This is a genomic window from Nonomuraea sp. NPDC046570, assembly GCF_040645915.1.
In the GTDB taxonomy this organism is placed as follows: Bacteria; Actinomycetota; Actinomycetes; order Streptosporangiales; family Streptosporangiaceae; genus Nonomuraea.
In genome coordinates this window covers 330,512-357,342 of record NZ_JBEYZF010000006.1, presented here as the reverse complement: position 1 = coordinate 357,342, position 26,831 = coordinate 330,512, and the positions used below count along the sequence as shown (strand labels likewise).

General features: G+C 70.6%; 29 protein-coding genes and 1 pseudogene. 16 read left to right on the top strand and 14 right to left on the bottom strand.

Annotation, left to right across the window (positions count from 1 at the left end):
* The 4 genes from ABZ911_RS13530 to ABZ911_RS13515 form a co-directional block, all read right to left on the bottom strand.
* On the bottom strand, positions 1-592 hold a 592-nt coding region (locus tag ABZ911_RS13530; RefSeq protein WP_358054833.1), incomplete at its 3' end, for an IS5 family transposase.
* Positions 593-829: 237 nt separating this feature from the next.
* Positions 830-1,132 (bottom strand): antibiotic biosynthesis monooxygenase family protein, encoded by a 303-nt coding sequence (locus ABZ911_RS13525; RefSeq protein ID WP_358054832.1) that lies wholly within the window; start codon positions 1,130-1,132, stop codon positions 830-832.
* Positions 1,133-1,144: 12 nt separating this feature from the next.
* Positions 1,145-1,810 (bottom strand): DUF4872 domain-containing protein, encoded by a 666-nt coding sequence (locus ABZ911_RS13520; RefSeq protein WP_358054831.1) that lies wholly within the window; start codon positions 1,808-1,810, stop codon positions 1,145-1,147.
* 40 nt (positions 1,811-1,850) lie between these two features.
* On the bottom strand, positions 1,851-2,045 hold the full coding sequence (locus tag ABZ911_RS13515) for a hypothetical protein (protein ID WP_358054830.1): 195 nt from the start codon (positions 2,043-2,045) through the stop codon (positions 1,851-1,853).
* Positions 2,046-2,274: 229 nt separating this feature from the next.
* On the opposite strand from ABZ911_RS13515, the gene ABZ911_RS13510 reads away from it, so the two are divergent.
* Both ABZ911_RS13510 and ABZ911_RS13505 read left to right on the top strand, forming a co-directional pair.
* On the top strand, positions 2,275-2,682 hold the full coding sequence (locus tag ABZ911_RS13510; protein ID WP_358054829.1) for a DUF6703 family protein: 408 nt from the start codon (positions 2,275-2,277) through the stop codon (positions 2,680-2,682).
* 105 nt (positions 2,683-2,787) lie between these two features.
* Entirely contained in the window at positions 2,788-3,708 is a 921-nt protein-coding gene (locus ABZ911_RS13505; RefSeq protein WP_358054828.1) for a DNA-processing protein DprA, read from the top strand.
* A gap of 821 nt (positions 3,709-4,529) precedes the next feature.
* On the opposite strand, the pseudogene ABZ911_RS13500 reads toward ABZ911_RS13505, so the two are convergent.
* Positions 4,530-4,783, bottom strand: a pseudogene (locus ABZ911_RS13500) (GTP-binding protein); the annotation flags it as partial.
* 132 nt (positions 4,784-4,915) lie between these two features.
* On the opposite strand from ABZ911_RS13500, the gene ABZ911_RS13495 reads away from it, so the two are divergent.
* A complete protein-coding gene (locus ABZ911_RS13495; RefSeq protein WP_358054827.1) occupies positions 4,916-5,488 on the top strand; it encodes a hypothetical protein in 573 nt (190 codons plus the stop codon).
* Positions 5,489-5,884: 396 nt separating this feature from the next.
* Positions 5,885-6,619, top strand: coding sequence for a GntR family transcriptional regulator (locus tag ABZ911_RS13490; RefSeq protein WP_358054826.1), 735 nt, complete (start codon positions 5,885-5,887; stop codon positions 6,617-6,619).
* Between the two features lie 138 nt (positions 6,620-6,757).
* Here the strand turns inward: ABZ911_RS13490 and frc are convergent, their stop codons facing one another.
* From frc to ABZ911_RS13475, 3 genes are all read right to left on the bottom strand, one after another.
* The gene (gene frc, locus ABZ911_RS13485) at positions 6,758-7,984 is read right to left on the bottom strand and encodes a formyl-CoA transferase (RefSeq protein ID WP_358054825.1); all 1,227 of its coding nucleotides are present in this window, start codon (positions 7,982-7,984) and stop codon (positions 6,758-6,760) included.
* A 14-nt stretch (positions 7,985-7,998) separates the two neighbouring features.
* On the bottom strand, positions 7,999-9,660 hold the full coding sequence (locus ABZ911_RS13480; protein WP_358054824.1) for a thiamine pyrophosphate-binding protein: 1,662 nt from the start codon (positions 9,658-9,660) through the stop codon (positions 7,999-8,001).
* A gap of 95 nt (positions 9,661-9,755) precedes the next feature.
* Entirely contained in the window at positions 9,756-10,946 is a 1,191-nt protein-coding gene (locus ABZ911_RS13475; RefSeq protein ID WP_358054823.1) for a molybdopterin molybdotransferase MoeA, read from the bottom strand.
* A gap of 177 nt (positions 10,947-11,123) precedes the next feature.
* Here ABZ911_RS13475 and ABZ911_RS13470 point away from each other — a divergent pair, with 177 nt between their 5' ends.
* From ABZ911_RS13470 to ABZ911_RS13455, 4 genes are read left to right on the top strand one after another with little or no spacing between them, the layout of a single operon-like run.
* Positions 11,124-12,062, top strand: coding sequence for a metal ABC transporter substrate-binding protein (locus ABZ911_RS13470; protein ID WP_358054822.1), 939 nt, complete (start codon positions 11,124-11,126; stop codon positions 12,060-12,062).
* Between the two features lie 17 nt (positions 12,063-12,079).
* Positions 12,080-12,835: a metal ABC transporter ATP-binding protein gene (locus ABZ911_RS13465; RefSeq protein WP_358054840.1), complete on the top strand. Its 756-nt coding sequence runs from the start codon at positions 12,080-12,082 to the stop codon at positions 12,833-12,835.
* Positions 12,832-13,665 carry a metal ABC transporter permease gene (locus ABZ911_RS13460; RefSeq protein WP_358054821.1) on the top strand — a complete coding sequence of 278 codons (834 nt, stop codon included), beginning with the start codon at positions 12,832-12,834 and terminating at the stop codon, positions 13,663-13,665. The genes ABZ911_RS13465 and ABZ911_RS13460 overlap by 4 nt, the downstream gene beginning before the upstream one ends.
* Positions 13,662-14,051, top strand: a complete 390-nt coding sequence (locus tag ABZ911_RS13455; RefSeq protein WP_358054820.1) for a transcriptional repressor — start codon at positions 13,662-13,664, stop codon at positions 14,049-14,051. Before ABZ911_RS13460 ends, ABZ911_RS13455 begins: the two co-directional genes overlap by 4 nt.
* Here ABZ911_RS13455 and ABZ911_RS13450 read toward each other — a convergent pair.
* On the bottom strand, positions 13,991-14,917 hold the full coding sequence (locus ABZ911_RS13450) for a DMT family transporter (protein ID WP_358054819.1): 927 nt from the start codon (positions 14,915-14,917) through the stop codon (positions 13,991-13,993). The two genes, ABZ911_RS13455 and ABZ911_RS13450, sit on opposite strands and share 61 nt — an antisense overlap.
* Positions 14,918-14,984: 67 nt before the next feature.
* Between ABZ911_RS13450 and ABZ911_RS13445 the strand changes: the two genes are divergently transcribed.
* Positions 14,985-15,533 carry a CGNR zinc finger domain-containing protein gene (locus tag ABZ911_RS13445; protein ID WP_358054818.1) on the top strand — a complete coding sequence of 183 codons (549 nt, stop codon included), beginning with the start codon at positions 14,985-14,987 and terminating at the stop codon, positions 15,531-15,533.
* A gap of 1 nt (position 15,534) precedes the next feature.
* Here the strand turns inward: ABZ911_RS13445 and ABZ911_RS13440 are convergent, their stop codons facing one another.
* On the bottom strand, positions 15,535-16,308 hold the full coding sequence (locus ABZ911_RS13440) for an isoprenyl transferase (RefSeq protein WP_358054817.1): 774 nt from the start codon (positions 16,306-16,308) through the stop codon (positions 15,535-15,537).
* On the bottom strand, positions 16,305-17,042 hold the full coding sequence (recO, locus tag ABZ911_RS13435; RefSeq protein ID WP_358054816.1) for a DNA repair protein RecO: 738 nt from the start codon (positions 17,040-17,042) through the stop codon (positions 16,305-16,307). Before recO ends, ABZ911_RS13440 begins: the two co-directional genes overlap by 4 nt.
* 151 nt (positions 17,043-17,193) lie before the next feature.
* Here recO and ABZ911_RS13430 point away from each other — a divergent pair, with 151 nt between their 5' ends.
* The 4 genes from ABZ911_RS13430 (at position 17,194) to ABZ911_RS13415 (ending at position 21,094) form a co-directional block, all read left to right on the top strand.
* Complete coding sequence (locus tag ABZ911_RS13430; protein WP_358054815.1) at positions 17,194-18,696, top strand: CDP-alcohol phosphatidyltransferase family protein; 1,503 nt, start codon at positions 17,194-17,196, stop codon at positions 18,694-18,696.
* A complete protein-coding gene (locus ABZ911_RS13425; RefSeq protein ID WP_358054814.1) occupies positions 18,693-19,412 on the top strand; it encodes a DUF5941 domain-containing protein in 720 nt (239 codons plus the stop codon). Before ABZ911_RS13430 ends, ABZ911_RS13425 begins: the two co-directional genes overlap by 4 nt.
* Before the next feature lie 144 nt (positions 19,413-19,556).
* Positions 19,557-20,384: a hypothetical protein gene (locus ABZ911_RS13420; RefSeq protein WP_358054813.1), complete on the top strand. Its 828-nt coding sequence runs from the start codon at positions 19,557-19,559 to the stop codon at positions 20,382-20,384.
* Positions 20,381-21,094, top strand: coding sequence for a hypothetical protein (locus tag ABZ911_RS13415; protein WP_358054812.1), 714 nt, complete (start codon positions 20,381-20,383; stop codon positions 21,092-21,094). The genes ABZ911_RS13420 and ABZ911_RS13415 overlap by 4 nt, the downstream gene beginning before the upstream one ends.
* A 4-nt stretch (positions 21,095-21,098) precedes the next feature.
* Here ABZ911_RS13415 and ABZ911_RS13410 read toward each other — a convergent pair whose 3' ends face one another.
* Complete coding sequence (locus ABZ911_RS13410; RefSeq protein WP_358054811.1) at positions 21,099-22,232, bottom strand: hypothetical protein; 1,134 nt, start codon at positions 22,230-22,232, stop codon at positions 21,099-21,101.
* 160 nt (positions 22,233-22,392) lie between these two features.
* Here ABZ911_RS13410 and ABZ911_RS13405 point away from each other — a divergent pair, with 160 nt between their 5' ends.
* The 3 genes from ABZ911_RS13405 to rocD all read left to right on the top strand — a co-directional run bounded on the left by ABZ911_RS13405 (position 22,393) and on the right by rocD (position 25,039).
* The gene (locus tag ABZ911_RS13405) at positions 22,393-22,902 is read left to right on the top strand and encodes an Lrp/AsnC family transcriptional regulator (RefSeq protein ID WP_358054810.1); all 510 of its coding nucleotides are present in this window, start codon (positions 22,393-22,395) and stop codon (positions 22,900-22,902) included.
* Between the two features lie 111 nt (positions 22,903-23,013).
* On the top strand, positions 23,014-23,805 hold the full coding sequence (gene ddaH / locus ABZ911_RS13400) for a dimethylargininase (protein ID WP_358054809.1): 792 nt from the start codon (positions 23,014-23,016) through the stop codon (positions 23,803-23,805).
* Between the two features lie 28 nt (positions 23,806-23,833).
* On the top strand, positions 23,834-25,039 hold the full coding sequence (gene rocD / locus ABZ911_RS13395; RefSeq protein WP_358054808.1) for an ornithine--oxo-acid transaminase: 1,206 nt from the start codon (positions 23,834-23,836) through the stop codon (positions 25,037-25,039).
* 46 nt (positions 25,040-25,085) lie between these two features.
* Here rocD and ABZ911_RS13390 read toward each other — a convergent pair whose 3' ends face one another.
* Entirely contained in the window at positions 25,086-26,201 is a 1,116-nt protein-coding gene (locus ABZ911_RS13390) for a CU044_5270 family protein (protein ID WP_358054807.1), read from the bottom strand.
* A complete protein-coding gene (locus ABZ911_RS13385) occupies positions 26,194-26,793 on the bottom strand; it encodes an RNA polymerase sigma factor (RefSeq protein ID WP_358054806.1) in 600 nt (199 codons plus the stop codon). Before ABZ911_RS13385 ends, ABZ911_RS13390 begins: the two co-directional genes overlap by 8 nt.
* Between the last annotated feature and the right edge of the window lie 38 nt (positions 26,794-26,831).

The following is a 26,831-nucleotide window of genomic DNA, read 5'->3' as shown; positions in this document are numbered from 1 at the left end:
CGATGACCTTGGTGCGGTAGGCGCTGTCGGCCCAGGCCTTGGTGATGGCCGGGTTCTCCGCGGCGACCTGGGTCAGCAGGGGCAGGCCGGCGGCGCTGTCGGAGACGCCGGCGGCGGTGACCAGGACCGCGAGGAGCAGGCCGAGGGTGTCGGTGACGATGCTGCGCTTGCGGCCGGCGATCTTCTTGCCGGCATCGTAGCCCTGGCTGTGGGCGGGGACGTTGGTGGAGGTCTTGACGCTTTGGGCGTCGATGACGCAGGCGCTTGGGTCGGGGTCACGTCCTTCGCTGGTGCGCACTAATCGTCGGAGCAGGCCGCTGAGCTGGGTGAAGATGCCGTCGCTCTGCCAGTGGGCGAAGTAGCCGTAGACGGTCTGCCAGGGCGGGTACTCGTGCGGCAGGTAGCGCCAGGGGATGCCGGTGCGGTCGACGTAGACGATGGCGTTCAGGATCGCGCGCAGGTCGTGCTCGCAGGGACGTCCGATGTCCAGGCCCTTGCCGCGGCGCTCGGCGCGCCAGGCACTCAGGACGGGCTCGACGAGCTCCCATCGGGCGTCGGACAGGTCGCTGGGGTAGGGGCGCTGCTCGGCCATGCTTCCGGCGTACCTCATCCGTCGTCGCCTGCCCAGGCCTGAGCGTCAACTCGCGGCTACGTATGGTGACAAGCTTGGCATTTTGGGATGAGACAGGATTTTCCCGGATGAGGCCGGCGTTCCGTGGTCTGCTCATCGGATGCTGTCGTACCGATACCTCTCGAAAGCACGCAAATGAGGCAAGCGATCGGACGGACATATCAGGCGACACACCATCTCAAAGGATCAAACACCCACTCAGGCCCTGTCTTGTCCAGAAAGGTCCGAGGTGTAGACGTCCTCGAACGCGCTGGGCTCGTTGACCATCAGTGTCATGAGTGGATACATCACCATACGCGCGGCGGACAGGGCGCGGCGGTAGTAACCCGCGCCCTCCCACTCGCTGACCAGCGCCCAGAGGTTGGGCTCGTCCACGGACCTGGACAACCGGCCGCGCCGGAAGCCCGGCTGTCCGGCCAGCATGTCAAGGATCGCGTGCCCCTGCTTGAGGAACTCTTGGGACTGCGCCTCTGGGACGGTGTAGCGAATGATGGCGAGCACCGTCCCAGGATGTCAGACGATCTCCCGCAACCGGGCTATCGCGGCCGACTCAGCCAAGTAGATCGCGTCAAGCCTGGCGCCCAGGTCGGCGAAATCTACCGTTCGAGGCTCCTTGTCCGCCGCGGCGCGCAGCTTCCACAGCTCGCGGGCGTCGGCGGCGTCGGCCGTACCCTCCGACAGCAGGGACTCGCGCACCGCCGCGGTGAGCTCGCGCAGCCGCTCGCCGGGCGGGGCCGCCTCGGCCAGCCCGTGCCAGAGGCCGTGCACCCGCCGGAACTCTCCGGCCAGCGGGCGCAGCTCCGGCTCGCCGAGCAGGGCGGCGGCCTCGTCGAGCCCGTCGGCGAACAGGTCGCGCAGGTTGCCGCCGTCCATCCCGACCGGCTGCACGCCCTCCCACAGCGACAGCAGCGCGCCCTCCACTCCGTCTCCGCCCGCGAACACCCTCGGCCAGCCCTTGGCGTTGCGGGTGTCGGTCATCATCCGCGACCACTTACGCCAGGCGGGCAGCGAGAAGGAGTCCGAGCGCGCCGACAGGTGCTCCGCGCAGTCCCGCAGCCCCTCCCGCACCGCCCGCTCCACATCCGGCACCGCCCACCTCGGGACATACAGGATGTTCCTGTACGAGGAGACCCGCGCCCTGGCCGCGTCCATCCGCTGCTTCGGCACCAGGATCGGCACCTGTCCCGGGGTAGCGGTCGGGGAGCACCACGCAGGGCCCCTAGGCGCCCAGCGCGTTCACCAGGATCGAGGAGATGACCGCGCTGCTCGGATGGACTCCCCCGTGGAACCGCCACGGACCGTCGTTCCCGCTCTCGCCTTCGCCCGCGACATGTCTGCGCGCGGTGGTGTAGCTCTCGCCCGTCTTGGCCATCCTGGCTCTGACGCGCTCCTTGAGCCGCTTCTTGTCCGTCATGCCAGTCGCTCCCGCTCGCGGCGTCGCCGGAACCCGGTCCACGCCCGCCGGTACATCCGGGGGTACCGCCTCCCGAGGCGCTGCTGTGTCCCCTTTGCCCCCTCTGGTGGCGGGCCGCGTGGAGACCCGCTGAAGGAGGTGCGGCGTGGGAGGTCGCCGTCACGGCTCAGTCGAGGCGGTGTTCGCCGGGCTCGCCCGCCGACCACCGCCTCGGGGTTAGGCTCGGCCCGTGGCCTCACGAGACGACCGCCCCAAGCCCGGGCGGCCCACCCGCCCCGCGGCCCAGCGCCGCCCCGCCCCCAGGCAGGGCAGACCGCTCCCGCAGGGCGAGCAGTTCTTCACGCCCGGCGCCACCGGCCTGCGCAAGAGCGTCGAACGGCACAGCGCCACCCCGCTGGCCTTCCTGTTCACCCAGGTGCCCAGATGGGTGGCCCCGGTGGTCCTGGTGGCCCTCCTACTGGTCGGCTTCGCGGTCCCCACCTGGCTCGGCGGCCTCGCGGTGCTCCCGGTGATCGCCTTCATCGGCTGGCTCGCCTACCTCTCCTGGCCGTCCTTGCGGGTGGGCGGCAAACTCCTACGCGTGGCCATGCTCACCTTCCTCGCCCTGGTGTCGGCCACCCGCTTCGGCGCTTTCTGAGACAGCGGGCAGAGTCGAACCATGACCCCCCACGAACCCCTCGTGTCGGCGCATACGATGCAAACACATGTTCAAGTCGGGCCCGGCTCCCTTAACATCGGGGGTGTGGGAGACAAGCTGCGAGAACGGGCCGCCCTGGTGGCGCTCTTGCGGCTGCCCGGCACCAGGTGGGCCGAGATCACGTTCGAGGTTCTGGAGGCCGACAGCGCGCTGGCCGTGCTCGAACGGCAGCTCAGCGGACGCGACACCTTGTTCCCCGACGAGGGGCGGATCGAATCCGCGCTGACCGAGGCTCTTGAGCAACTCGCCGCCTGGGAATCCGCGGGCATCACGGTATGCGCGTTCTTCGACGACCGCTATCCCGTGCAACTCCGAGAAATCCATCAGATGCCTCCGCTGCTCTTCAGCCGAGGTCATCTGATCCAGGAGCAACGGGCGATCGCGGTGGTCGGCACCCGGCAGGCCAGCGAACGCGGTCTGCGAATGGCGGCGTCGATCGCCACCGAACTCGCCCGAAGCGACGTGACGGTGGTCAGCGGCCTCGCACGAGGCATCGACTCCGCCGCTCATTGCGCGGCACTGGCCGCCGGAGGCCGCACGGTGGCCGTGATCGGCACAGGAATCGAACGGTTCTATCCGCCGGAGAACCGCCCGCTGCAGGAGCGGATCGCCCAGGAGGGACTGGTCGTCAGCCAGTTCTGGCCCGATGCATCACCGGCCAAGCAGAACTTTCCGATGCGTAACGCGGTGATGAGCGGCTACGCCGCGGCCACGGTCGTCGTCGAAGCGCCGTGGAAGAGCGGCGCCCGGATTCAGGCCCGTCTGGCCTTGGAGCACGGCCGTCCAGTGATCATGCCGAAGGAACTGCTCGTACACGACTGGGCGCAGGAGATGGCGCAGAAGTCCGGCGTACATGTCGTGTCCAGCCTTCAGGAACTACTGTTGATCGTCGAGACGTTGATCCACGCACTCGGTGTCGGCCCTGAGACCCTTCCGGAGATTCCACAAGTTGCCTGGAGCCGTTGACGATTCGTGGCGTGGCCTGCGAGCCCGCGTTCAGCAGCAAGTCCACTACCTCCGCAACCTCCTTCCGCCCCAGCCGGGGATCTGCTCCGTCTGCCGCGGTCCCGCCCTCAGGGAATACGTACGCTGTCTCACCTGCGAGGGGCATCATCGTGCGGCGCGTGGACGCCTCGCGGACGTCGTCGCTCCCATCTCGTACTCGATCCAGAAGAAGCAGCACAACCACGCTCTGTTCGCGTACAAGGGATCCTTCGCGGCTCCTCAGGCGCAGGCCAATCTCCTCGCCCTGTTGTTGATCTTTCTCAAGGATCATCTGCCCTGTCTCCTCGAGACGGCAGAGGCCTCGTCTCTGACGCATGCCGCGGTCGTCCCCAGCACTCGGCGACGTCCTGGAGAGCATCCCCTGAAGCTCCTGGTCGGGGGGCACGTCCCGCTCCGTTGGGTCAATCTCGTCGCTGACTCCAGGTATCCGGCTGAACTGCGCGAGTTCAGAGCCGACCGGTTCACCGTGTCCGCCGACTCCATGCGGAACGCCGGTGTCCGTTTGCTTGATGACACGTGGACCACAGGGTCACGCGTACAGTCCGCCGCCTGTGCGCTCAAGGGCGCGGGCGCCGCCAAGGTTGTCACAGTGGTGCTGGGCCGCCACATCAATCCTGGGTGGAGCCCCTGGCAGCCCATCCTCAGCCAGATCGACAATCAGCCGTTCCAACTGGACATCTGCCCCGTACATCTCTCTTGATCAAACGTCGGCGGCCCGCTGCGGAGAGCTCGCGGCGGTGGCGGGGGTACGACAGCCTCGTGTCGTCATCGAGGTACGCGGCGAGGACGGCGTCGTCGAGCACGTTCAGCACCCGTTTCACCTCGGCGATGAAGTCCGGGGGGCCAGGGATGTCGATCAGGTTGACCGCGACGTCGCCGATGGCGAAGGAGGCGACGGCGGACTTGATGGTGATGCCCCGCTGCCGTTCCATCTTCATGAATCGGTCCGGGTGCTGCCGTCGTCGATGACGCCGGCGTATAGCAGCCGCTCGGTCAGGTTCGTTTTACCGGCGTCTACATGCACCAGAATTTCCATGTTCAACGCGCACGGAACGTCATGTCCTCTACACAGACGGTGCTCCCCTCCCTCTGGATGGACAGGGGCGCCGCGGAACCGTGACGGCGCCGCCCTGACTTGGCCGAACCTGGCGCGATAAGGTCTCCGGTCATGCAACGTATGACCGGTATGTTAATTGGCGCGACTTTTGGCATGGTCTTTGTGATCATCAACACGGTCGGCCCCTTGAACGCGACCATCGGCGCCGTCCTCCGGGGGGCCGCCATCCTCAGCCTGGCCGCCGTGGTCGTCATGTGGTTCCTGGCCATCAGGCGGGCGAAGATCAGCGGTGTCGAACCGGCCGCGAGTCCAGGTGCGGCGAACATGTTCGGCCTGGGCTTCGTGGTGGTCGTCGTCATCGAGGCCGTCCTGCTCTTCGGCGGGCTCGCGATGCTCAGAGCCTGGGAGCAGCCCGAGCAGATCAACGTCGCCTGGATCGCTTTCGTGGTCGGCGTTCACTTCATCGCGCTGGCGCCGGTCTGGAAGCAACGCGGCATCCTGCTGCCCGGTGCGATCCTCACCGTTTTCGGCCTGGCCGGTTTCGTCATGGCGGCGACGTCCGCCATCGCGTGGGTGCCTTTCGTCAGCGGCGTACTGTCCGGCGCGACACTGCTGGCGGGATCCGTCACCTTCGCCTGGCGAGGACTGGCCTCCCAGACCGCGCAGGTTTCCTCCGCGCAGTAGGAAACCCTCAGCGATCGGGCAGGAGGGACGAAAGAGCGGCGACGAGCTGGGCGGTTCCAACAACACCACCGGCGCGAAGTACGCGGAAATATCCTGACCGGGTATGAAGTATCCGGTGGTCAGGGAGGCCTGGTGCACGGGGACTCCGCCCTTGGCGATCGCCTCGTCCACCTGGTCGCCCAGTTCCTTCGCCTTGGGCCGGGTTCCTCGGTGCGGGCCTCCTCCTGGTCGCTACGGCCGGGCTTCCGGTGGCGGCGGGGGTCGCCGGAGTGGCGCTGGCGGCGAGTCTGCGGGTGCCGGGGGTCGCGCCGTCGCGATCCCTTTGTGACGCGGCTCACCCACTCAGCGAAACTGTATGCTGTAGGCAGTCGACAAGAAACAGTTAGAGGGGCCGATATGTTGCAGTCCGATTCTGGGGCGGCGGCCAAGATCCCGCGCCCCGTGCCGCTGCGGGAGAGCGTGTTCGAGGCGCTCCAGGAGCTCATCGTGTCCGGCCAGCTCCGGCCTGGCCAGCATCTGGTCGAGAGCGAGCTGGCCGAGCTGCTCGGCGTCTCCCGCCAGCCGGTCCGCGAGGCCCTGCAACTGCTCAGCGGCGAGGGCTGGGTCGACCTGCACCCCGGCCAGGGCGCGTTCGTGCACGCCCCGACCGTGCAGGAGGCCGACCAGCTGCTGGCCGTACGCGCGCTCCTGGAGACCGAGTCGGCCAGGCTGGCCGCGACGCACGCCGATGAGACCGGCATCGAGCGCCTGCGCGCGCTGTGCGTCCTCGGCAAGGCGGCGGTCGAGGCCGACGACATCGAGGGCGCGGTCGCCACCAACTCGGAGCTGCACGCCCTGATCACCGCCCTGTCGGGCAACAAGGTGCTGGCCGAGCTGGCCGCCCAGGTCGCCCGCAGGGTCCGCTGGTACCACACGCCGGTCGCCCGGCAGCGGGGCGTCAGCTCGTGGCAGGAGCACGCCGAGCTGATCGAGGCGATCGCCGACGGTGACGAGGAGCGCGCCGCGCGCGTGATGCGCGAGCACACCGAGCACACCAGGCTGTCCTACCTGGAGCAGCGCGCCAAGGAGCCGATCGAGCCGGCGCCGCAGCCGGTACGCAGGCGCAGACCGCGCACAGCCGTGACGAGCTAACGATTCTGGAGGGAGGTGAGATGTCGATGAAGGCGATCCTCCGTTTTCTGCCGTACGCCTGGCAGATCCTGCGGCCCTCGGGGGCGGTCAGCGCCGTGCGGCCCTCGGCCAGCGTCTTCTCCAGTACTTCCCTGATCACTAGATGACTCCGTTCGTCTTCAGCTCGGCCAGTTCGCCCGCGCTCACGCCGAGGGCGGCGTAGATCTCCTGGTTGTGCTCGCCGAGCAGCGGCGGTGTCCTGACGTCGACCGGCGAGTCGGAGAGCTGCAGCGGGCTGCCGACGGTCAGGAACTGGCCGCGTTCGGGGTGCTCGACGGCGACGACGATGCCCTCCTCTCGCAGGCTCTCGTCCTCGGCGAGCTCCCTGGTCGACAGGATCGGGCCGCAGGGGATGTTCTCGGCGTTGAGCCGGTCCAGCACCGTCCACTTGTCGTGCCGGATGCTCCACTCCTCGATGAGCTGGAACATCTTGTCCAGCTTGGGCAGCCGTGCCTCGGGGGTGGCCCACTCGGGGTCCTCGGCCAGCTCGGGCCGCCCGATCAGGCCGGACAGCGGCTTCCAGCCCACCGGCTGCACGATCACGTAGATGTAGTCGTTCGGCCCGCCTGGCGCGCAGCGCACCGCCCAGCCGGGCTGCCCGCCGCCGCTGGCGTTCCCCGAACGCGGCACCTCGTCACCGAAGGTCCGGTTCGGGTACTCCTTGAGCGGCCCGTGCGCCAGCCGCTGCTGGTCGCGCAGCTTCACCCGGCACAGGTTGAGTACGGCGTGCTGCATGGCCACCTGCACCCGCTGGCCGCGCCCCGAGCTCTCCCGCTGGTAGAGGGCGGCCAGAATCCCGGCCACCGCGTGGATGCCGGTGCCCGAGTCGCCGATCTGCGCGCCCGTGGCCAGCGGCGGCCCGTCCGCGAAGCCGGTCGTGGTCATCGAGCCGCCCATCGCCTGGGCGATCACCTCGTACGCCTTGAACTTCGCGTACCTGCCCGGCCCGAAGCCCTTGATCGAGGCGTAGATGAGGCGGGGGTTGAGCTCCCGCAGCCGCTCCCAGGGGAAGCCCATCCGGTCCACCGCGCCGGGCCCGAAGTTCTCCACCAGGATGTCGGAGCTTCTGACCAGCTCGGCGAACAGCTCCTTGCCGCGCTGGCTCTTCATGTTCAGCGTGATGCTGCGCTTGTTGCAGTTGAGCATCGTGAAGTAGAGGCTGTCGACGCCGGGGACGTCGCGGAGCTGCCGGCGGGTGATGTCGCCGCCGGGGGCCTCCAGCTTCACCACGTCGGCGCCGAGCCAGGCCAGCAGCTGGGTGACCGAGGGGCCGGACTGCACGTGTGTCATGTCGAGGACTCGGACGCCCTCCAGAGCCTTGCCCATGGTCCGCGGCCCCTTCACTTGTACATCGTCTGGTTCATCGTTCCGGGGGCGTAGACCTCCGGATCGACCCAGACGTTGACCAGGGAGGGTTTGCCCGACTCGCGGGCCCGCTCCAGGGCGGGACGGATCTCGGCCGGGTCGCGGACCTCCTCGCCGTGGCCGCCGAGCAGCTTGGCGAAGTCGCCGTAGCGGATGTCGCCGAGGGTGTTGCCGACGCGGGCGCGCTCCGCGCCGTACTTGGCGGCCTGGCCGTACCTGATCTGGTTCATCGAGGAGTTGTTGCCGATGACGCCGATGAACGGCAGGTCGAAGCGGACCATGGTCTCGAAGTCCCAGCCGGTGAGGCTGAAGGCGCCGTCGCCGAACAGGCAGAGCACCTCCTTGTCCGGCCGGGCCTGCTTGGCGGCCATGGAGAAGGCGACGCCGACGCCGAGGGTGCCCAGCGGGCCCGGGTCCATCCAGTGGCCGGGCGTCTTGGGCTGGACCACCTGGCCGGAGAAGGGGACGATGTCGCCGCCGTCGCCGATGTAGACGGTGTCCTCGGTGAGGAACTCGTTGATCTCGTGGACCAGCCGGTACGGGTCGATCGGGCTCGCAGTGGAGTGCTGGCGGGGCAGGCGCTTCCGGTACGCCTGGGTCTCGACGGCGCGTAGTTCCTCGATCCATTCCTTGCGCCTGGCCGCGCCGTTCTGGACGCGGCCGGAGGCGGCCTGCGCGGCGGCGCCGAGGATGAGGCCGGCGTCGCCGACGATGCCGAGGTCGATGTCGCGGTTCTTGCCGATCGTGCGGTAGTCGAGGTCGATCTGGACGACGGTGGCGGTGGGCGAGAGGCGCTTGCCGTAGCCCATCCGGAAGTCGAAGGGGGTGCCGACGATGATGATGAGGTCGGCTTCGGTGAAGGCGTACCTGCGGCTGAGCTGGAAGTGGTGGGGGTCGCCGGGGGGCAGGGTGCCGCGGCCGGAGCCGTTCATGTAGGCGGGGACGCTCAGCGATCTGACGAAGTCGGCGGCGGCGTCGGTGGCGCGGCAGGTCCACACCTGGCTGCCGAGCAGGACGCACGGCTTCTCGGCGTGCGCCAGCAGGTCGGCCAGCCGCTCGACGGCCTCCGGGTCGCCCGCCTGCCGGGTCGAGGCGCGGTAGCGGCCCGCCTCGGGGATGCGGGCCCTGTCCAACGGCACCTTGGCGTCCAGCACGTCGCGCGGGATCTCCAGGAACGACGGGCCGGGCGCGCCGTGGTAGCACTCACGGAAGGCCATCGACACGAGGTCGGCCACCCGCTCCGTGCTGGGCACCGTCGCGGCGAACTTGGTGATCGGGGTCATCATGTCGACGTGCGGCAGGTCCTGCAGCGAGCCCATCTTGTGCTGGCTGAGCGCCCCCTGGCCGCCGATCAGCAGCATCGGGCTCTCGGCGCGGAAGGCGTTGGCCACGCCGGTGACGGCGTCGGTGGTGCCGGGCCCGGCGGTCACGACCGCGCAGCCCGGCCGGCCGGTGATCCGGGCGTAGCCGTCGGCGGCGTGCGCGGCCACCTGTTCGTGGCGTACGTCGATCACTTCGATGCCCTCGTCGACGCAGCCGTCGTAGATGTCGATGATGTGGCCGCCGCAGAGGGTGTAGATCACATCGACCCCCTCCGCCTTGAGGGCCTTCGCCACGAGATGGCCACCGGAGATCATCCGCTCATCCTTCCAGAGCGCCTACTCCATACTGCATACCGTATGAGGTCAATGGTTACCCGCTGGGTCGCGAGCTGTCTAGACCCAGGGGGCGCTCAGCGGGGCAGTTCCAGGAGTTCGACCGGTTCGCCCGCCCAGGCCGGGGGGACCACGGCCAGCGCGTCCGCCAGGGCCGCGCCCCAGAGGGATCCGGGGCGGTCGTGGCCCACCGGGATCGCGGTCCGGCCCTCCACGCGTACGGCGACCAGCCGGGTGTTCGCGGGGTGCGGCTTCACCTTCCCGGCCAGTTCGGCGCGCGGGCCCGGCTCGTGGGAGGTCCTGAGCAGCGGGACGAGCAGGGTCAGGGCCGCGGCCAGGGCGGCGAAGGGGTTGCCCGGCAGGCCGACCACCATCCGGCCGTCGGGCAGGCGGGCGAGGAGTTGCGGATGCCCCGGGCGTACGGCGACGCCGTCGACGAGGACCTCGGCGCGGAGCCCGCCGAGCACGGCCCGCAGGTGGTCGGCGGGACCCTTCGAGGACGCCCCGCACACCACGACCACGTCCGCGCCGCCCCCGTCCGACAGGGCCGCGCGCAGCGGGTCGGCGCCGTCCGGGATGCGGACCGGAGTGCGGGGCTCGCCGCCCGCCCAGGCGACCAGGCCGGACAGCCACGGCCCGATCGCGTCGCGGACGCGGCCCGGCTCGGGCAGTCCGGCGGTGAGCACCTCGTCCCCGGTGACCAGGACGTCGACCCTGGGACGCGGGCGAACCGGGAGCGTGTCGTGCCCGAGGCCCGCCGCGAATCCGAGCACCACGGGCGTCACCGGGGTTCCGGCGGCGAGCACGACCGCGCCCTCGGCGACGTCCTCCCCCCGCCGTCGCACGTGCTTCCCCTCGACCACCTCACCCCGGACGAACTCCGCGTCGCGCCGGGAGGACTCGTAGGGCAGGACGGCGGTCGCGCCCTCGGGGACGGGGGCGCCGGTCGCGATCTCCACCGCCTCGCCCGGCTTCAGGGTGTCCGTGAACGGCTTTCCCCCGGCCAGCACGCGGCCCATCACCCGCCAGGGCGGCGCTCCGGCCACGGCGTAGCCGTCCATCGCCGACACGTCCACGCCGGGGAGCGGGACCAGGGCGCGCAGCGGTTCGGCCAGGCGGCAGCCGTACGCCGAGGCGAGTGGCACCTCCACGGTCGGCGGTGTCGGCGCCGCCGCGCCCGCCACCAGCCGGGCCGTCTGCCAGCTCATCGCCCCCTGGCCGCACCCGTGCCCGCGCTCGGGCGCGCACGATGCCCTGCTCTCAGACACCCCGAACCCCTCGGTCGCCGTTTCGTTCCATATCCGAACTCTGAACCACGCCACCTCGGGTCGTGTCACCGGCCCCTCCCTTGACCTAAATTTTTCCATACTGCATACCGAATGCACTACCAGCACCCCCCATCCGGTTTTGACAACCATTTTCATTTCACGCATACTTTTTGCGTGATGTCTGAATCCTCCCGACGTATCCGCATGCGTGCCGCCGGCCTGCTGGCCGGCGGATCCCTGCTCGCCACCGCCGCCTGCGGCGCGGGAGCGGCCGACTCGGTCCAGGGCGAGCCCCAGGTGGTGGCCGCCTTCTACCCCCTGCAGTGGCTCACCGAGCAGGTCGGGGGCGCCGATGTCAAAGTCACCGGGTTGACCGCCCCGGGAGTCGAGCCGCACGACCTCGAACTGGCCCCCCAGCAGGTCGCCACCCTCGGCGACGCCGCGCTCACCGTGTACATCAAGGGCGTGCAGCCCGCCGTGGACGACGCCGTCGAGCAGACCGCCCCCGACAAGGGCTTCGACGCGGCGACCGCCGTCAAGACGCTGGCCGCCGGGCACGAGGGGCACGAGGGGCACGAGGAGGATGGCCACGAGCACGACGCCTCCTACGACACCCACCTGTGGCTGGACCCCGCCCGCTTCGCCACCGTGGCCACCGCGCTCGGCGACCGCCTGGCCGCCGCCGACCCCGGGCACGCCCAGGCGTACAAGGACCGCGCGGCCACCACCGCCGCCTCGCTGAACGCCCTGGACCAGGAGATGGCCAAGGGACTGTCCACCTGTACGACGAAGACGCTGGTCACCGGGCACCAGGCGTTCGGCTACCTGGCCGACCGCTACGGGCTCAAGCAGATCGGCATCACCTTCGACCCCGACGCCGAGCCCTCCCCCGCCCGCATCGCCGAGGTGGCCAAGGTCGCCAAGGCCGAGAAGGTCACTACCATCTTCACCGAGGCCCTCGTCAGCCCCAAGGTCGCCGAGGTCCTCGCCACGGAGGTGGGAGCGAAGACCGCGGTCCTCGACCCCCTGGAGAGCAAGCCGGCCGACGGCGACTACCTGGCCGCCATGCGCGCCAACCTCGTGACCTTGCGGACCGCGCTGGGGTGTTCCTCGTGACTGAGAAGGTTTTCGCGATGACCGGCGGCCAGGTGACCCTGGACCGCCGGCCCGTGCTGCGCGGCGTCGACCTGACCGTGTGCGCCGGCGAGGTCGTCGCCGTCCTCGGCGCCAACGGCTCCGGCAAGTCCACCCTGATCAGAGCCCTGCTCGGACTCACCCCACTGTCCGGCGGCAGCACCCTGCTGTACGGCGAGCCGCCCGCCAGGTTCCGCCAGTGGTCGCGCGTCGGCTACGTGCCGCAGCGCCTGGCCGTGGGCGGCGGCGTGCCCGCGACGGTCCGCGAGGTCGTCGCCTCAGGCCGTATCGCCCGCCAGCGCCGCCTCCGCCCGACCAGCGCCGAGGACCGGGCCGCGGTCGCGGACGCGCTGGAGGCCGTCGGCCTGTCCGGCCGGGCGGGCGACCCGGTGCAGTCCCTGTCCGGCGGCCAGCAGCAGCGGGTGCTCATCGCCCGCGCGCTGGCCGGCGGCCCCGACACCTTCGTGATGGACGAGCCCACCGCGGGCGTCGACGCCGAGAGCCAGCGCCTGCTGGCCGACACCCTGACCACCCTCGTGATGGAGGGCAGGACCATCGTGCTGGTCGCGCACGAACTGGGCCCGATGGAGCCGCTCATCACCCGTGGCGTGGTGGTCAAGGACGGCGTGATCGCCCACGACGGCCGCCCGCCCAGCCCGGAGGGCGAGTGCGCCCGGCCGGGCCACCAGCACATCCACCCGCACGCCGCCGAGACGACCGCGGGCCCGCTCGCCGACTGGACCGTGAAGCCATGATCGAGATCCTGCAGCTCCCGTTCATGCAGCGCGCGCTCCTCGCCGCGCTGCTCGTCGGGCTGTGCGCCCCGGCCGTCGGCACGTTCATGGTGCAGCGCCGGCTGGCCCTGCTCGGCGACGGGATCGGCCACGTCGCGCTGACCGGCGTCGCGCTCGGCTTCCTGACCGGCGCCGCGCCCGTGCTGACCGCGATCGTCGTCGCGGTCGTCGGCGCGGTCGCCATCGAGCTGGTCAGGGCGCGCGGCCGGACCAGCGGCGACGTCGCGCTGGCGCTGCTGTTCTACGGCGGCATCGCGGGCGGCGTGCTGCTCATCGCCATCGCGCCCGGCGGCAGCAACGCCAAGCTCACCTCCTACCTGTTCGGCGCCATCGCCAGCGTCACCACCCAGGACATCTGGGTCATCGCCGCCCTGGCCGTGGCCGTGATCGCGGTGGTGGCGATCTTCGGCCGGGAGCTGTTCGTGCTCTGCCAGGACGAGGAGGTGGCCAAGGCCAGCGGCCTGCCGGTGCGCTTCCTCAGCCTGCTCATCGCGGTCACCGCCGCGCTCACCGTGGTCATCGCCATGCGGGTGGTCGGCCTGCTGCTGGTCAGCGCGCTGATGGTGATCCCGGTGGCGACCAGCCAGCAGTTCACCCGGGGCTTCCGGGCCACCATGCTGCTGTCGATGGTCTTCGGCGTGATCGCCGCGGTGGGCGGGCTGCTGAGTTCGACGGTGTCGGCCAAGGTGCCGCCGGGGGCGGCGATCGTGCTGCTGGCCCTGACCGGCTTCGTGCTGGCCCTCGGGCTCGGTAGATTCGTACGGCGAGGCAGAACCGAGGAGATCGCATGACTACGCGCCGCGACGCCGTGCACGACACCCTGCGCAGGAGCGAGGGCTTCCGCAGTGCTCAGGACGTCTACGCCGAAATGCGTTCCGACGGGGCCAAGATCGGCCTGACCACCGTCTACCGGGCGCTACAGGCGCTGGCCGACGGCGGCCAGGTCGACGTGCTGCGCACCGACGACGGCGAGTCCGTCTACCGCGCCTGCGCCAGCGACGACCACCACCACCACCTGGTCTGCCGCCGCTGCGGCCGGACCGTGGAGGTGGCCGGGCCGGCCGTCGAGCGGTGGGCCGAGATGGTGGGCAGCGAGCACGGCTTCACCGAGATCACTCACACCGTCGAGGTCTTCGGCACCTGCGGCTCCTGCTCGACCGGCGTCCGCGTGCGCTGAGCGCCGCGCGAGCCGTACAGCACGCCGATCATGACCACCGCGCAGCCGGCGAGTTGGAGGGTGGAGGGGCGTTCGCCGAGGGTGAGCGCGGCCAGGGCCACCGTGGTCAGCGGCTGGATGAGCAGCAGCAGGGCGGTGAGCGCGGCGGGCTGCCTGGGCAGCGAGTAGGTGATCAGCATCCAGCCGACCACCTGGGGACCGAGCGCGAGCAGCAGCAGCCAGCCGTGCGCGGGCCAGGACAGGGCGAGGTCGGCGCCGCCGAAGAGCGGGCTGAGCAGCGCGATCGTCAGCGTGGCCACGACGGTGCCGTGCGCCAGCAGGCCCGCGTTCCTGGCCGGTGCGCCGGAGGCGGCCTTGACCAGCAGCATGTAGCCCGCGTAGGCGATCGAGGTGGCCACCCCGAACACCACCCCGAGCCTCGGGTCGGCGCCGTAGGCGGTAGTGTCGAAGACGCCGGAGATCAGCACCACGCCGCCGAACACGACGGGCGTGACGAGCATCAGGCTGCTGGACGGGCGCTCGCGGAAGATCAGCCAGGCGCCGAACGCGACCAGGAACACCTGCAGGTTGCCGAGGACGGTGGCCAGGCCCGCGCCCACGTAGTCGATGGCGTGGTGCCAGAACAGCAGGTCGAGCGCGAACAGCACGCCCGCCACCCACGACAGCACCATGCTCCTGGTCGGCATCGGGCCGAACCTGCGCCGCTCGAACCAGGCGAGCAGCAGCAGCGGGGGCACCGCGTACCCGCACCTGAACAGGGCGGACGTGGCCGGTGAGACGCCTGACAGCCGCACCAGCGGCGCGGAGGCCGAAATGATCAGTGCACCCGCCAGCGCGATGAGCACGAAACGGCGCTGTGCGCCCACGGAAACCCCCGAAATTCCGATAGAGAGATACGCTGCACGCTAGAACCGGGCGCGGACAGGAGTCAACATGCCGTTTGGCCATGACATGGTGCATTCGCTGGCCACGGTCGTCGATCTGGTCAACTCCTCACCGGCGACCGGCGGTGAGGACGGCCTGACCAGCCCCGACGACCTGCGCGAGTTCGTCGAAGCCCACCAGATGAGCGGCATCACCACGCTCACCGCGCGCGACCTGAGCCAGGTGCGGCTGCTGCGCGAGGAGTTCCACCGCGTCTTCACCGCACCCGACCGGGACACCGCCGTACTGCTGCTCAACACGCTGCTGGCCGGGACCAAGATCACGGCCAGCCTGACCGAGCACGACGGGCACGCCCTGCACGTCCACTACTTCGCGCCCGGCGCCTCGCTGTGCGAGCACATGTCCGCCGACGGCGGGGTGGCGCTGGCGCACCTGCTGGTGGAGGGCGAGTGGGAGCGGCTGCGCACCTGCTCGGCGCCCGACTGCGACCGGGTGTTCGTGGACGAGTCGCGCAACCGGTCGCGGGTCTACTGCGACAGCCGTACCTGCGGGAACCGCATGCACGTGGCCGCCTACCGGGCCCGCCGCAAGGTCTAGGTCAGACCTGGTTGGGGATCGCGCCGCCGTACCTGCGGTCGCGCTTGGCGTAGATCTCGCACGCCTCCCACAGGTCCCTGCGGTCGAAGTCGGGCCAGAGCCGATTGAGGAAGACCATCTCGGCGTAGGCGGACTGCCAGAGCAGGTAGTTGGAGAAGCGCTGCTCGCCCGAGGAACGCAGGAACAGGTCGACGTCGGGGATCTCGGGCTCGTCGAGGTAGCGGGCGAAGGACTTCTCGCTCACCTTGCCCGGCTTGACCCGGCCCGCGGCGATGTCCCCGGCCAGCTTGAGCGCCGCGTCGACGATCTCCTGGCGGCCCCCGTAGTTGACGCAGAACTGCAGCGTCAGCGTCTTGTTCCGCTCGGTCATCTGCTCGGCGGTCTGCAGCTCGGAGATCACGCTCTTCCACAGCCGGCCCGGCTTGCCCGCCCAGCGCACCCGCACGCCCATCGCGTTCAGCTCGTCACGGCGGCGGCGGATCACGTCCCGGTTGAAGCCCATGAGGAAACGCACCTCGTCGGGCGAGCGCTTCCAGTTCTCCGTGGAGAAGGCGTAGGCGCTCAGGTACGGGATGCCGAGCTCGATGGCGCCTTCGATGACGTCGAACAGCGACGCCTCACCGGCCTTGTGACCCTCGGTGCGCGGCAGCCCGCGCGACTTGGCCCAGCGGCCGTTGCCGTCCATGACGATCGCCACGTGCTTGGGCACGAACTCGCGCGGGATCGCCGGAGGCTTCACACCCGACGGGTGCGGTGCTGGGGGACGGACGTTCACGTTACGGGCTCCCTTTCTACGTGTCGAAGAGAGCGTATTCCGTGTTCGAGGTGCCACTGGAGGTATGCCGCGACAAGACCGCTGCACTCGCTGCGGTGACGCCCCTCCGAGGCGTCGGCCAGCCGCCAGTCGCCGCGCATCAGCGCCGTCATGAGCGCGAGCGTCTGCTCCGCCGGTACGGCCGAGCCCGCCGGGCGGCAGGCCCCGCACACCGCGCCGCCCGCCACGATCGCGAACGCCCGCACCGTCGGCGTCCGGCACCTGGCGCAGGCGTCCAGCGCGGGGGCGTAACCGGCCACGGCCAGCGAGCGCAGGAAGTAGGCGTCGAGCACCAGGCGTGGCTCGTGCTCGCCCTCGGCCAGCGCACGCAACCCGCCCACCAGCAGCAGGAACTGCCGCAGCGCCGGCTCCTTCTCGCCCTGGGTGAGCCGGTCGGCGGTCTCCAGCATCGCGCTGCCGGCGGTGTAGCGGGGGTAGTCGGTGGCCAGCGTCTCGCCGTACGGGCGGATGGTCTCGGCCTGGGTGACCACGTCGAGCGAGCGGCCCACGTGCAGTTGCAGATCGACGTGGGTGAAGGGTTCGAGGCGGGCGCCGAACCTGGAGGTGGTGCGCCGCACGCCCTTCGCGACGCCGCGCACCTTGCCCGTGCGCTTGGTGAGGATGGTGACGATACGGTCCGCCTCACCCAGTTTCTGGGTGCGCAGCACGACGCCCTCGTCACGATACAGACTCACTTGCCCAGTGTAGTGGGACCATTTGCCCAGCGCAGGGCACCACCGTTCAAACCTGTAGTGGATCGGCTTTACCCAATGCTCATTAGACTTTGACGTCTGCCCCTGCATTACCAGTAGATCCGCCCCCCGCAACCCGCCTCGAAAGGGTGACATGACCCGCGTGGTCCTGCTGGGCTCTTTGCCCGGCCCTGACACCGCTCCGACCGGCCTCAGGCTGGCCGCGCTAGCCGGCTCCCCCACCGTGGGCGAGCGGCTGAACGCCCAGCTCCTGTCCCTCGACCCGCGCCCGGCCGTGATCGAACGCTCCGATCTCGCCGCCGAGCTGCTCGCCCTGGCCGAGGTCGCCGAGTCCGCCACCGAGAACCTCTTCGTCATCCCGGCCGACTCCGTCATCCACGACGAGCTGATCTACCAGATCACCAAGGCCAAGCGCGGCGCGCTGGCGCTCGTCGCCAAGGAGCCGAGACCGGCCGCCGACGAGGTCCGCGAGGAACTCGCCCCCATCGACGAGGCCGAGCCCGAGATCGGCGAGCGCAGCCTCGAAGGGCTGATGGTCCGCGCCCGGGTCGGCAAGTCCCGGGTGATCTCGGTCGGCTCCGCCCACCACGCGGTCACCCGCCCCAACGCGATCCTGCTCGGCCCGCTGCACCTCAACGCGCGGCACGCGCCCGTGCTGGCCGAGGCCTGCCGCGAGCTCGCCGGGCTGGCCCACCTGTTCGGCCCCGACGACGACCTGCTCCAGATCATCGTCTTCGCCCTGGTCCGCAAGGGCGTGTCGGTCGGCATCCGCGGCCGCCGCGACCTGTTCTACCGCCGCATCTTCACCCAGGCCGAGGCCACCGAGGCCGCGACCGAGATGTCCGGCATGGACGAGGACCGCGCCCGGCTCAACAACGCGGTCAAGGGCGCCGACGGCTTCTTCACCACCTACTTCGTCAGCACCTACTCGCGCTTCATCGCCCGCTGGGCGGCCAGGCGCGGGCTCACCCCCAACCAGGTGACGCTGATCTCCATCGCGCTCGGCGTGGCCGCGGCCGGCTGCTTCGCCACCGGCGAGCGGCTGTGGATGGTGGCCGGCGGCATCCTGATCTACTTCGCCTTCGTCTTCGACTGCGTCGACGGTCAGGTCGCGCGCTACGCCCGCAAGTTCGGCGTGCTGGGCGCCTGGCTGGACGCCACCTTCGACCGCTTCAAGGAGTACGTCGTCTTCGCCGGTCTGGCCATCGGCTTCGCCGTCTCCGGCCAGGGCGACGTGTGGACGCTGGCATTGATCGCACTCGGCCTGCAGTCGGTACGGCACCTGCTCGACTTCTCCTTCGGCGTCGCCAACCGGCGCAAGCCCCCCGGCCAGCTCCCCACCCTCGCCCTGTCCGCCCCCGACGACCGCGACCTGCGCAAGGCCCTGGAGCGCCGCAAGATCGAGCGCAGCGGCGGCCTCCGCGGCGTGCTCAAGATGTGGACCAAGGCCGGCAAGTTCCGCGCCGTCCACTGGGCGCGCAAGATGATCGTGTTCCCCATCGGCGAGCGGTTCGCCGCGATCGCGATCACCGCGGCACTGTTCGACGCCCGGGTCACCTTCCTCACGCTGGTGATCTGGGGCTCCCTCGCCGCCGTCTACACCTTCACCGGACGTCTCATGAGGTCGCTCGCATGATCACTCAGCCGAAGGCCGCCGCCACGCCGGCCCCCGATCCCGACGAGGAGCGCCGGCGCGTCCAGACCGCCCGGCTGCTCGCCTACCGCGACGACGGCCCCCTGGTCCACCTGGTCGCGCCCAGGCTCGGCCGCGGACTGCCGCCGGTGCCGACGCTGCTGGTGGCGCTGCTGGCGATCATCGGGCTGGCCGTGGCCGGGCTGCTGGAGCCGGGGCCGATGCTGGCCGTACCGAGCCTGATCATGCTCGTCCTGGTGCTGCCGACCGCGCCGAGCGACCACCTCGGCCGCCTGGACTGGCTCACCCCGCCGCTGCTGCGCGGCACCGAGTTCCTCACGCTCATCCTGGTGGGCCTGGCCGCCGACGCGCCCAGGTGGCTGCTGTTCGTGCTGCTGTACGTCGTGGGTTACCACACCTACGACACCGTCTACCGGACGCGGCAGAGCATCTGGCCGCCCGCCTGGGTCTTCCACGCGGGTCTCGGCTGGGAGGTGCGGCTGCTGATCATCGGTGTCGGCGCGGCGCTCGGCTGGCTCACGCCGGTGCTGGCCGTGCTCACGGCCTACCTGTTCGTGCTGTTCGCGGTGGAGAGCGTGACCAGCTGGGTCCGCCTCGACAAGGCTTCCGCGCAGGCGGGCGCCGACGCCGAGCAGGACCTGGAGGCCTCTCCCGAGGAGGCCATGGAGCAGTCGACGGGCGAGGCCGAGAAGGGCTGACCTGCTCCGCTCACCGAGGCTCCCGGCCGTTTCAGGCCGGGAGCCTTCGTGTTTCCGCTCATCGCGCGATCGCCGCGAAGGGACCGATTAGTCTGGGGACTCAGGGACACTCGGGGCCGCGTGCGGCAGAGCCGGGAGACGTGGATGGCGTTCTGGTCACGCCTGTTCAAGCGAGGAGCGGACGACCCGGGAGCCGAGCGTGAGCAGGCGCACCGACAGGGGATGCGCGACGCCCGGCAGCACGCCCTGCGGGAGTTCACCGACCCGGAGTTCCAGCCCGTCTACCTGTCCGAGGTGCGCGCCCGCGCCCGCGAACGGATCGCGCACGTGGACCTGGAGCTGGCCGCCACCCGGACCGAGCTGCTGAAGCGGGCCAGTGAGGCGCGCGAGACCATCCTGCGCGAAACCGGCCGCGCCGACCTGCGGAGCGCACCCCCGGAGGACCCCTCCCCGAACGGCCATCGCCCCGACGGCGCGGACCCGTTCATCTCCGTCGCCGAGTCGCGGCGGCGGCGGGAGGACAGGCGCAGGCACGCGGCGCTGCGCGAGGCGAGCGACACCGTGCAGCGCGCCCGTGCGCACATCGAGCAGCTCTCCCAGGAGTGGGGCAGCGCCCTGCTGGCCCGCGACCACACGGTGGAGGCCGTGCACGCGTGGGCCGAGCAGCTCATCGCCGCCTACCGCGGCGGCGTGATGCGCGCCCACCCGCGCCGGGAGGAGATCCCGTCGCTGTGGAAGAGCGAGGTCACCGCGATGGACTCCACCCTGGAGACGCCGACGGCGCTGTCCGGCAGGCGGGAGCTGGAGGGTCTGCTGGACGACGTCGAGCACCGCATCGAGATGTGGCACGCCGACGTCCACCGGCTCACCCGGCCTGAGGCCCGCCCCGAGCTGCCCGCGGGCGAGCACGACACCGCCCGCGAAGACGACGACAAGGCTAACCAGGACAACTCAGGCGAGGGGGCGCGATGACGGGGTTACGGGCCGTCGCGGGGGGTGTCGCGGTCGCGATGGTGGCCGTGGGGGTGACGGGGTGCGGGACCGAGGCGCGGGCGGTGTGCGGCGTGGTGGTCGACTCGACGACGTACGCCGACCCGGCGACCTCGCGCACCGACGTCGACACCAAGCTGCCGGCGTTCACCGAGGAGTGTGACTGGATCGGGTTCGCCGCCGTCACCGGGGCGTCGGAGAGCAGCCCGTGCCGGGCGGACCCGGTGGCGATCGCGGCGACGAAGCGGGAGAACCCGAACGGGAACCCGGTCGTCGAGGACCGCATCCGGGCGCACCGGGTGACCCAGGCGCTGCCCCGGGCGGTCAAGCTCTTCGACTGCCCCACCGAGGGCGAGGGCTCCGACGTACTGGGCGCGCTGCGCTACCTGGCCAAGCAGATGGCCGCGCAGCGCGCCCCCGGCAAGGGGCACCGGATCATGGTCTTCAGCGATCTGATCAACAACCGGGGCGAACTGAACGTCAACAAGCTCGACCTGACCGAGGGCGCGCGGCAGCAGAAGATCAAGGAGCTGCGCGCGGCCGGCCTCCTGCCCGACCTGACCGGCTACGAGGTGGTCGTGCACGGATTCCTCCGGCAGAAGACCTCCAACCCGGACCGGTTCCCGCTGCTGGAGAGCTTCTGGAAGGAAGCCCTGGAGTCGGCCGGCGCCACCACCGTCGACCTGCTCTGAGCGCTCAGCCGCGGTGCGCGCCCGCGTCGCGGCGTCTGATCAGGATGCGCTCGGCCCAGCTCGCCGCCTCGGGGTCGCGCAGCCCCTCGACCACCCCGCCGAGGTAGGCGGTGGCCAGGCTGTCGAAGCCGTTGTCGATCTGGCGCACCCGTCCGGCCCGGCGCCGGTCGGCGGCCTGCAGGTGCTGGCCGATGCTCTCGGCGTACCCGGCGTCGCGCTGGTAGTCGAGCTGGGCCCGCGCGCACGCGTCGGCGTCGGCGTCGCGTTTGGCGCGCAGCTCGCGCAGCCGCCGGTCGTTGGGGTTGTGCATGCGGCGGCCGAGGTCGGCGGCGATCAGCGCGGTGGCGATCAGCAGCGCCAGCAGCAGGATCATGGTGGGGAGTTGGCCCACCCCGTCGGAGGCGGGGCCGATGTTCTGGCCGTCCACCACCAGCGGCCTGACCAGGGCGTCCCGGCGTAGGACGGCGACGGCGAGGATGAGGCCGAGCCAGACGGCGGCGGTCCCGGCGAGCAGCCACCGGCCGCGGGCGGGGCTGCCGTTCTCCTGCCAGGTGCGGAACGCCCGGCCGTACATGTGCGGGGCGACCAGCATGATCAACGCCGCGCCGGCCGCGAGCAGGGCCGTCATCTCTGGACTGTCGCCCCAGTTGAGGATCACCTGGTAGAGGATCGGCACCTCGACGATGAGCAGCAGCAGCAGAAGTAACGCGGCGGGCAGCCAGCGGCGGATGCCCGCCCAGCGGCCACCCGTCAGCGCGATCGAGGTGGGCCGCCCGTCGCCCGGCCGCCTGCTGGGCTGCTCCAGCTCGGCGACCATGCGCCTGCTCTCGTCGAGCGCCTGGCGGGCCTCGCCGAACCTGCGCTGCGACTCGGTCACCTTGATCTTCTGCGACTCGAACTCGGCGCGGGCCCGCTGCACCTCGCGCTCGGCGCAGTCCTCGGCGCGGCTGAGCTCGGCCAGCCGCTCGTCCTCCAGCTCGTGGAAGCGCGGCACGCTGCCGGTCTCCAGCGTCAGCGTGTCGAACTGGCCGCCGTCGGCGTGCCCGCGCCCGAGCTCCCGCTCCGCCGCGCGCCTGCCCGCCCAGTCCGGCAACCGGTAGAGATCCCCCTCGTACGGCGTGGCCGGCTCCGCGCGCACGACCTGCCCCTGGTCAGCTGGTTCGTCCCTGTGCCGGCGAGTGAAGCGCATCTGGCCTCCAGCGTGTCCTGACCTTCGATGCTAACCGCCACGAAGCGTTAATCCAGGGGCCGTGTCGCCAATTGATATCGGCCGGGGCCGAGGAGGTATACAGGGCACCGTGGAACTTGATCGGCTGGATCGGGACATCATCGCGGCGCTCGTCGAGGACGCCAGGGCGACGTACGCGGAGATCGGGCTCCAGGTGGGCCTGTCGGCTTCGGCCGTCAAACGGAGGGTGGACAGGTTGCGCGTCACCGGTGCGATCACCGGCTTCAGCGCGCGGGTGGCGCCGCAGGCGCTCGGCTGGACGACCGAGGCGTACGTGGAGCTGTTCTGCCGGGGCAAGACGTCGCCCACCGAGATCGGCATCGCGGTGGCCAGGAATCCCGAGGTGGTCTCGGCCTGCACGATCACCGGCGAGGCGGACGCGCTGCTGCACATCAGGGCGGCGGACGTGCGGCACGTGGAGCGGGTGATCGAGCGGATCGCCTCGGAGCCTTTCGTGGTGCGCACCAAGAGCTCGATCGTGCTGTCCAGGCTGGTCGACACGCCGCCGGGAACGGCGCTGCCCGAGTCCCGCGCGGCCACCGAGGCCCTGCGCAACGAATCATCGTCAATCGGGCTATAGAGACAACAAACCCGCGCCTACACGCAATACCGGCCGCTTGGCCTGCGTAAACGCCGTTCCTAGGCTGGCTCCGTCCCCCCGAGAACCCCTCAGTGACGACGGAGCTCACGCATGCCCAAGCACTTCCTGATGTGCCGCCCCGACTTCTTTACGGTCGAGTACGCGATCAACCCGTGGATGGATCCGGCGGCGGGCGCCGACCGCGAGGTCGCCATCCGGCAGTGGGAGAGCCTCAAGACGGCCTACGAGGAGCTCGGACACCAGGTCAGCCTGATCGACCCGGTGGAGGGCCTGCCCGACATGGTGTTCGCGGCCAACGGCGCACTGGTCGTCGGCGGCGGCGTCTACGGCGCCCGCTTCACCTTCCCCGAGCGCGCCGCTGAGGGCCCCGCCTACCTGAACTGGTTCGCCGAGCGCGGCTACCGCACCCAGGAGGCGTCGTACGTCAACGAGGGTGAGGGCGACTTCCTCACGCTCGACGAGGTGATCCTGGCCGGCAGCGGATTCCGCAGCACGCACGAGGCGCACCGGGAGGCGCAGGAGTTCCTCGGCCGCCCGGTGGTGTCGCTCACGCTGGTCGATCCGCGCTTCTACCACCTCGACACGGCGCTATTCCCGCTCGACGGACGGAATATCGCCTACTACCCCGGAGCGTTCACCAAGGGGAGCCAGGCGGTCCTACGCCACATGTTCCCGGACGCGGTCCTCGCCGGCGCCGACGACGCGGAGGTGCTCGGCCTCAACGCGGTCAGCGACGGCACTCACGTGGTGATCAACGCCGAGGCCGGCGGTCTGCAGCTGGAGCTCAAGCACCGGGGTTACCAGGTGATCCCGGTGGAGCTCTCCGAGCTGCGCAAGGCAGGGGGCGGCCCTAAGTGCTGCACCCTCGAGATCCGGGCATAACACCAGTTCACAAGGGGGAGAGAGAGAAATGAGCACGAGCTCTGAGCTGATCGAGGTCAGCGAGCGTCGCAGCGCGCACAACTACCACCCGCTGCCCGTCGTGATCCACGAGGCGCACGGCGCGTGGGTGACCGACGTGGAGGGCAAGCGCTACCTGGACTTCCTGTCCGGATACTCCTCGCTCAACTTCGGCCACGGCAACCCGAAGATCATCGAGGCGGCCCAGGAGCAGCTGAAGAACCTGACGCTGACCAGCCGGGCCTTCTACCACGACCAGTTCGCGAGCTTCTGCGCCGGACTCGGCGACCTCACCGGCAAGGACATGATCCTGCCGATGAACACCGGCGCCGAGGCCGTGGAGACCGCGATCAAGGTGGCCCGCAAGTGGGGTTACGAGGTCAAGGGCGTCGCCCCCGAGCAGGCCAACGTCATCGTGATGGAGGACAACTTCCACGGCCGCACCACCACGATCATCAGCTTCTCCACCGACCCCGACGCGCACGACGACTTCGGCCCCTACACGCCCGGTTTCACGATCGTGAAGTACGGCTCCGCCGAGGCGATCCGCGAGGCGATCAACGCGAACACGGTCGCGGTGCTGGTCGAGCCGATCCAGGGTGAGGCCGGGGTGCTGGTGCCGCCGGACGGCTACCTGACCCAGGTGCGCGACATCTGTGACCAGAACAACGTGCTGATGATCGCCGACGAGATCCAGTCCGGCCTCGGCCGTACCGGGGAGACGTTCGCCTGCGACCACGAGGGCGTCGTGCCCGACATCTACGTGCTGGGCAAGGCCCTGGGCGGCGGCGTGGTCCCGGTCTCGGCGATCGCCGCCAACGAGAACGTCCTCGGCGTCATCAAGCCGGGCCAGCACGGCTCCACCTTCGGGGGCAACCCGCTGGCCTGCGCGGTCGGCAACGCGGTGATCGAGATGCTGAACACCGGCGAGTACCAGGCGCGGGCCAAGCAGCTCGGCGAGCTGCTGCACGAGCGGCTGCGCGGCCTGATCGGCCGGGGCGTGGTGACCGTGCGCGGGCGCGGGCTGTGGGCGGGCGTCGACATCGACCCGTCGCTGGCCACCGGCCGCGAGGTGTCCAAGGCGCTGCTGGCACGTGGCGTGCTGGCCAAGGACACCCACGGCTCCACGGTCCGGCTCGCGCCGCCGATCGTGATCTCCGAGGAGGACCTGCTCTGGGCGGTCGACCAGCTCGCCGAGGTGCTGGCGTCCTTCTAACAGCCGGTACGGCTCGCGCCCAGGGCACGGGCGCGAGCCGTACGGGTCACCCGGTCTCGTCCGGGATCGGGGTGATCGTGACCGTCACGCCTGGCTCTGGAATGGGGGTGGGCGTGATCGTGGCCGTGATGGTGGGCTGCGGCATGCAGCTTCCGCTCTCCACACCGTCGACCTGGGGCAGCGTGTCGACCACGGAGACGGAGGTCTGCGCGGTCAGCGCCAGCAGGCTGCCCTTCGGGGCCTGCGCCTGCGCCGCGTCCACGACGGTGTCGCGCTGGCCCATGAACCCGTACGTCCGCTCGTCGAAGATGAGCTGCGCGAGCACCCCTCGCTGAATCCTCCCCAGGGCGACCCCCTTGCGCCCCGCCGAGTCCTCTACGCCTTCGGCCACCTCGACGCCCGGAATCTCCTTGGCCGCCTCGAACAGCGCCTTGCGCTGCGCCCGCGGCAGGTATGTCTCCATGCTCAGGGCCATGACCGACTCGAAGACCCGCTCGTCGATCGGATTGCCCCGCGTCTTCCCCTTCTTCTCCTCGTTCATCTCATACAGGTGTGCCAGCATCGCCCGGGCCTCGGTGGGCAGCGTGCCGACGTGGACATAGTCGGTACGGCGGTCGCCCCGCAGGTCCGGGCACGCGGGCAGTTCTTCCATCCAGCTAGTGCGGCCCTCCCAGTCCTTCGCGTCGTCGGGGATCGGCCAGCCGGGGTACTGCCTGGGCTCCAGCCCCTCCACCATCAGCAGCCCGTTCGCCTTCCCGTCGACCGACTGCCAGATCTTCCGCTTCGTCCGGTACAGGTGGCGTGTCTCCTTCGAGCCGAAGGAGTAGGAGGGGTGCATCGTCTCGGACTCGACCACGATGAACTGGCCCGGCTTCGGGTCCAGCTCGGGCACGCCGCGGGCGACCACCGAGGCGGTGACGTCGAGCGGACGCAAGGCGGGTACCTCGCCGCGCCCGGACAGCGCCACGGCCACCCCGCCGACCAGCACGACGGTCAGCCCGAAGGCCCCCGCCGCCTGCCAGCCCATCCTCGGCAGCCGCCATCCGCGCCCGCCCGCCGCCGCCCGCCCCAGCAACCGCTCGCGCGCGACCCGCCTCGCCTCCTCCGGGTACGGCGAAGCCGCCGGACGGCCCTTCGCGAACACCTCGATCTCGTCATCCATGCTGGGACTCCTCACTGAAGGGATCGATGTCGCCGAGCGCCCTGCGCGCCTTGACCCGCAGCCGGTGCAGCCGTGAGCGGACCGTGCCGACCGGGATGCCGAGCGCGAGCGCGACCTCCTCGTAGGTCAGGTCCGCCCAGGCCACCAGCAGCAGCAGGTCCCGCTCGCTGGCGTTCAGCCGGGTCAGCGCCTTGGCCAGGCGCGGGTGCAGTTGCTGCGCGGTGACCCGGTCGGCGCTGCGCTCGTCGAACAAGGCCGGCCGGTCCGCCGGCACGCGGGCCATGGCCTGGGTGCGGCGGCGTTCGGCTCTGCGGTGCTGGGAGACGACGCGGGTGGCCATGCCGTACAGCCAGGGTCTGGCGTCGGCGCGGGAACGGTCGTAGCGTGCGCGCCCGCGGAAGGCGACGAGGAACACCTCCGCGGTCACGTCCTCGGCCAGTTCGGGGCCGAGGCGCCTGGCGGCGTACCGGAAGATCTCGTCGGCGTGCCGGTCGAACAGCACCGCGAAAAGCTCGGGCTCGCGCGTCGAATGCCCGATCAGCGTCGAGTCATCCAGCGTGGAGCCGTCGAGAAGTGCCTGGGCACTTACCACGTACGGGGTCCTCTCCCGGGAATGTCATGCGGTCAACC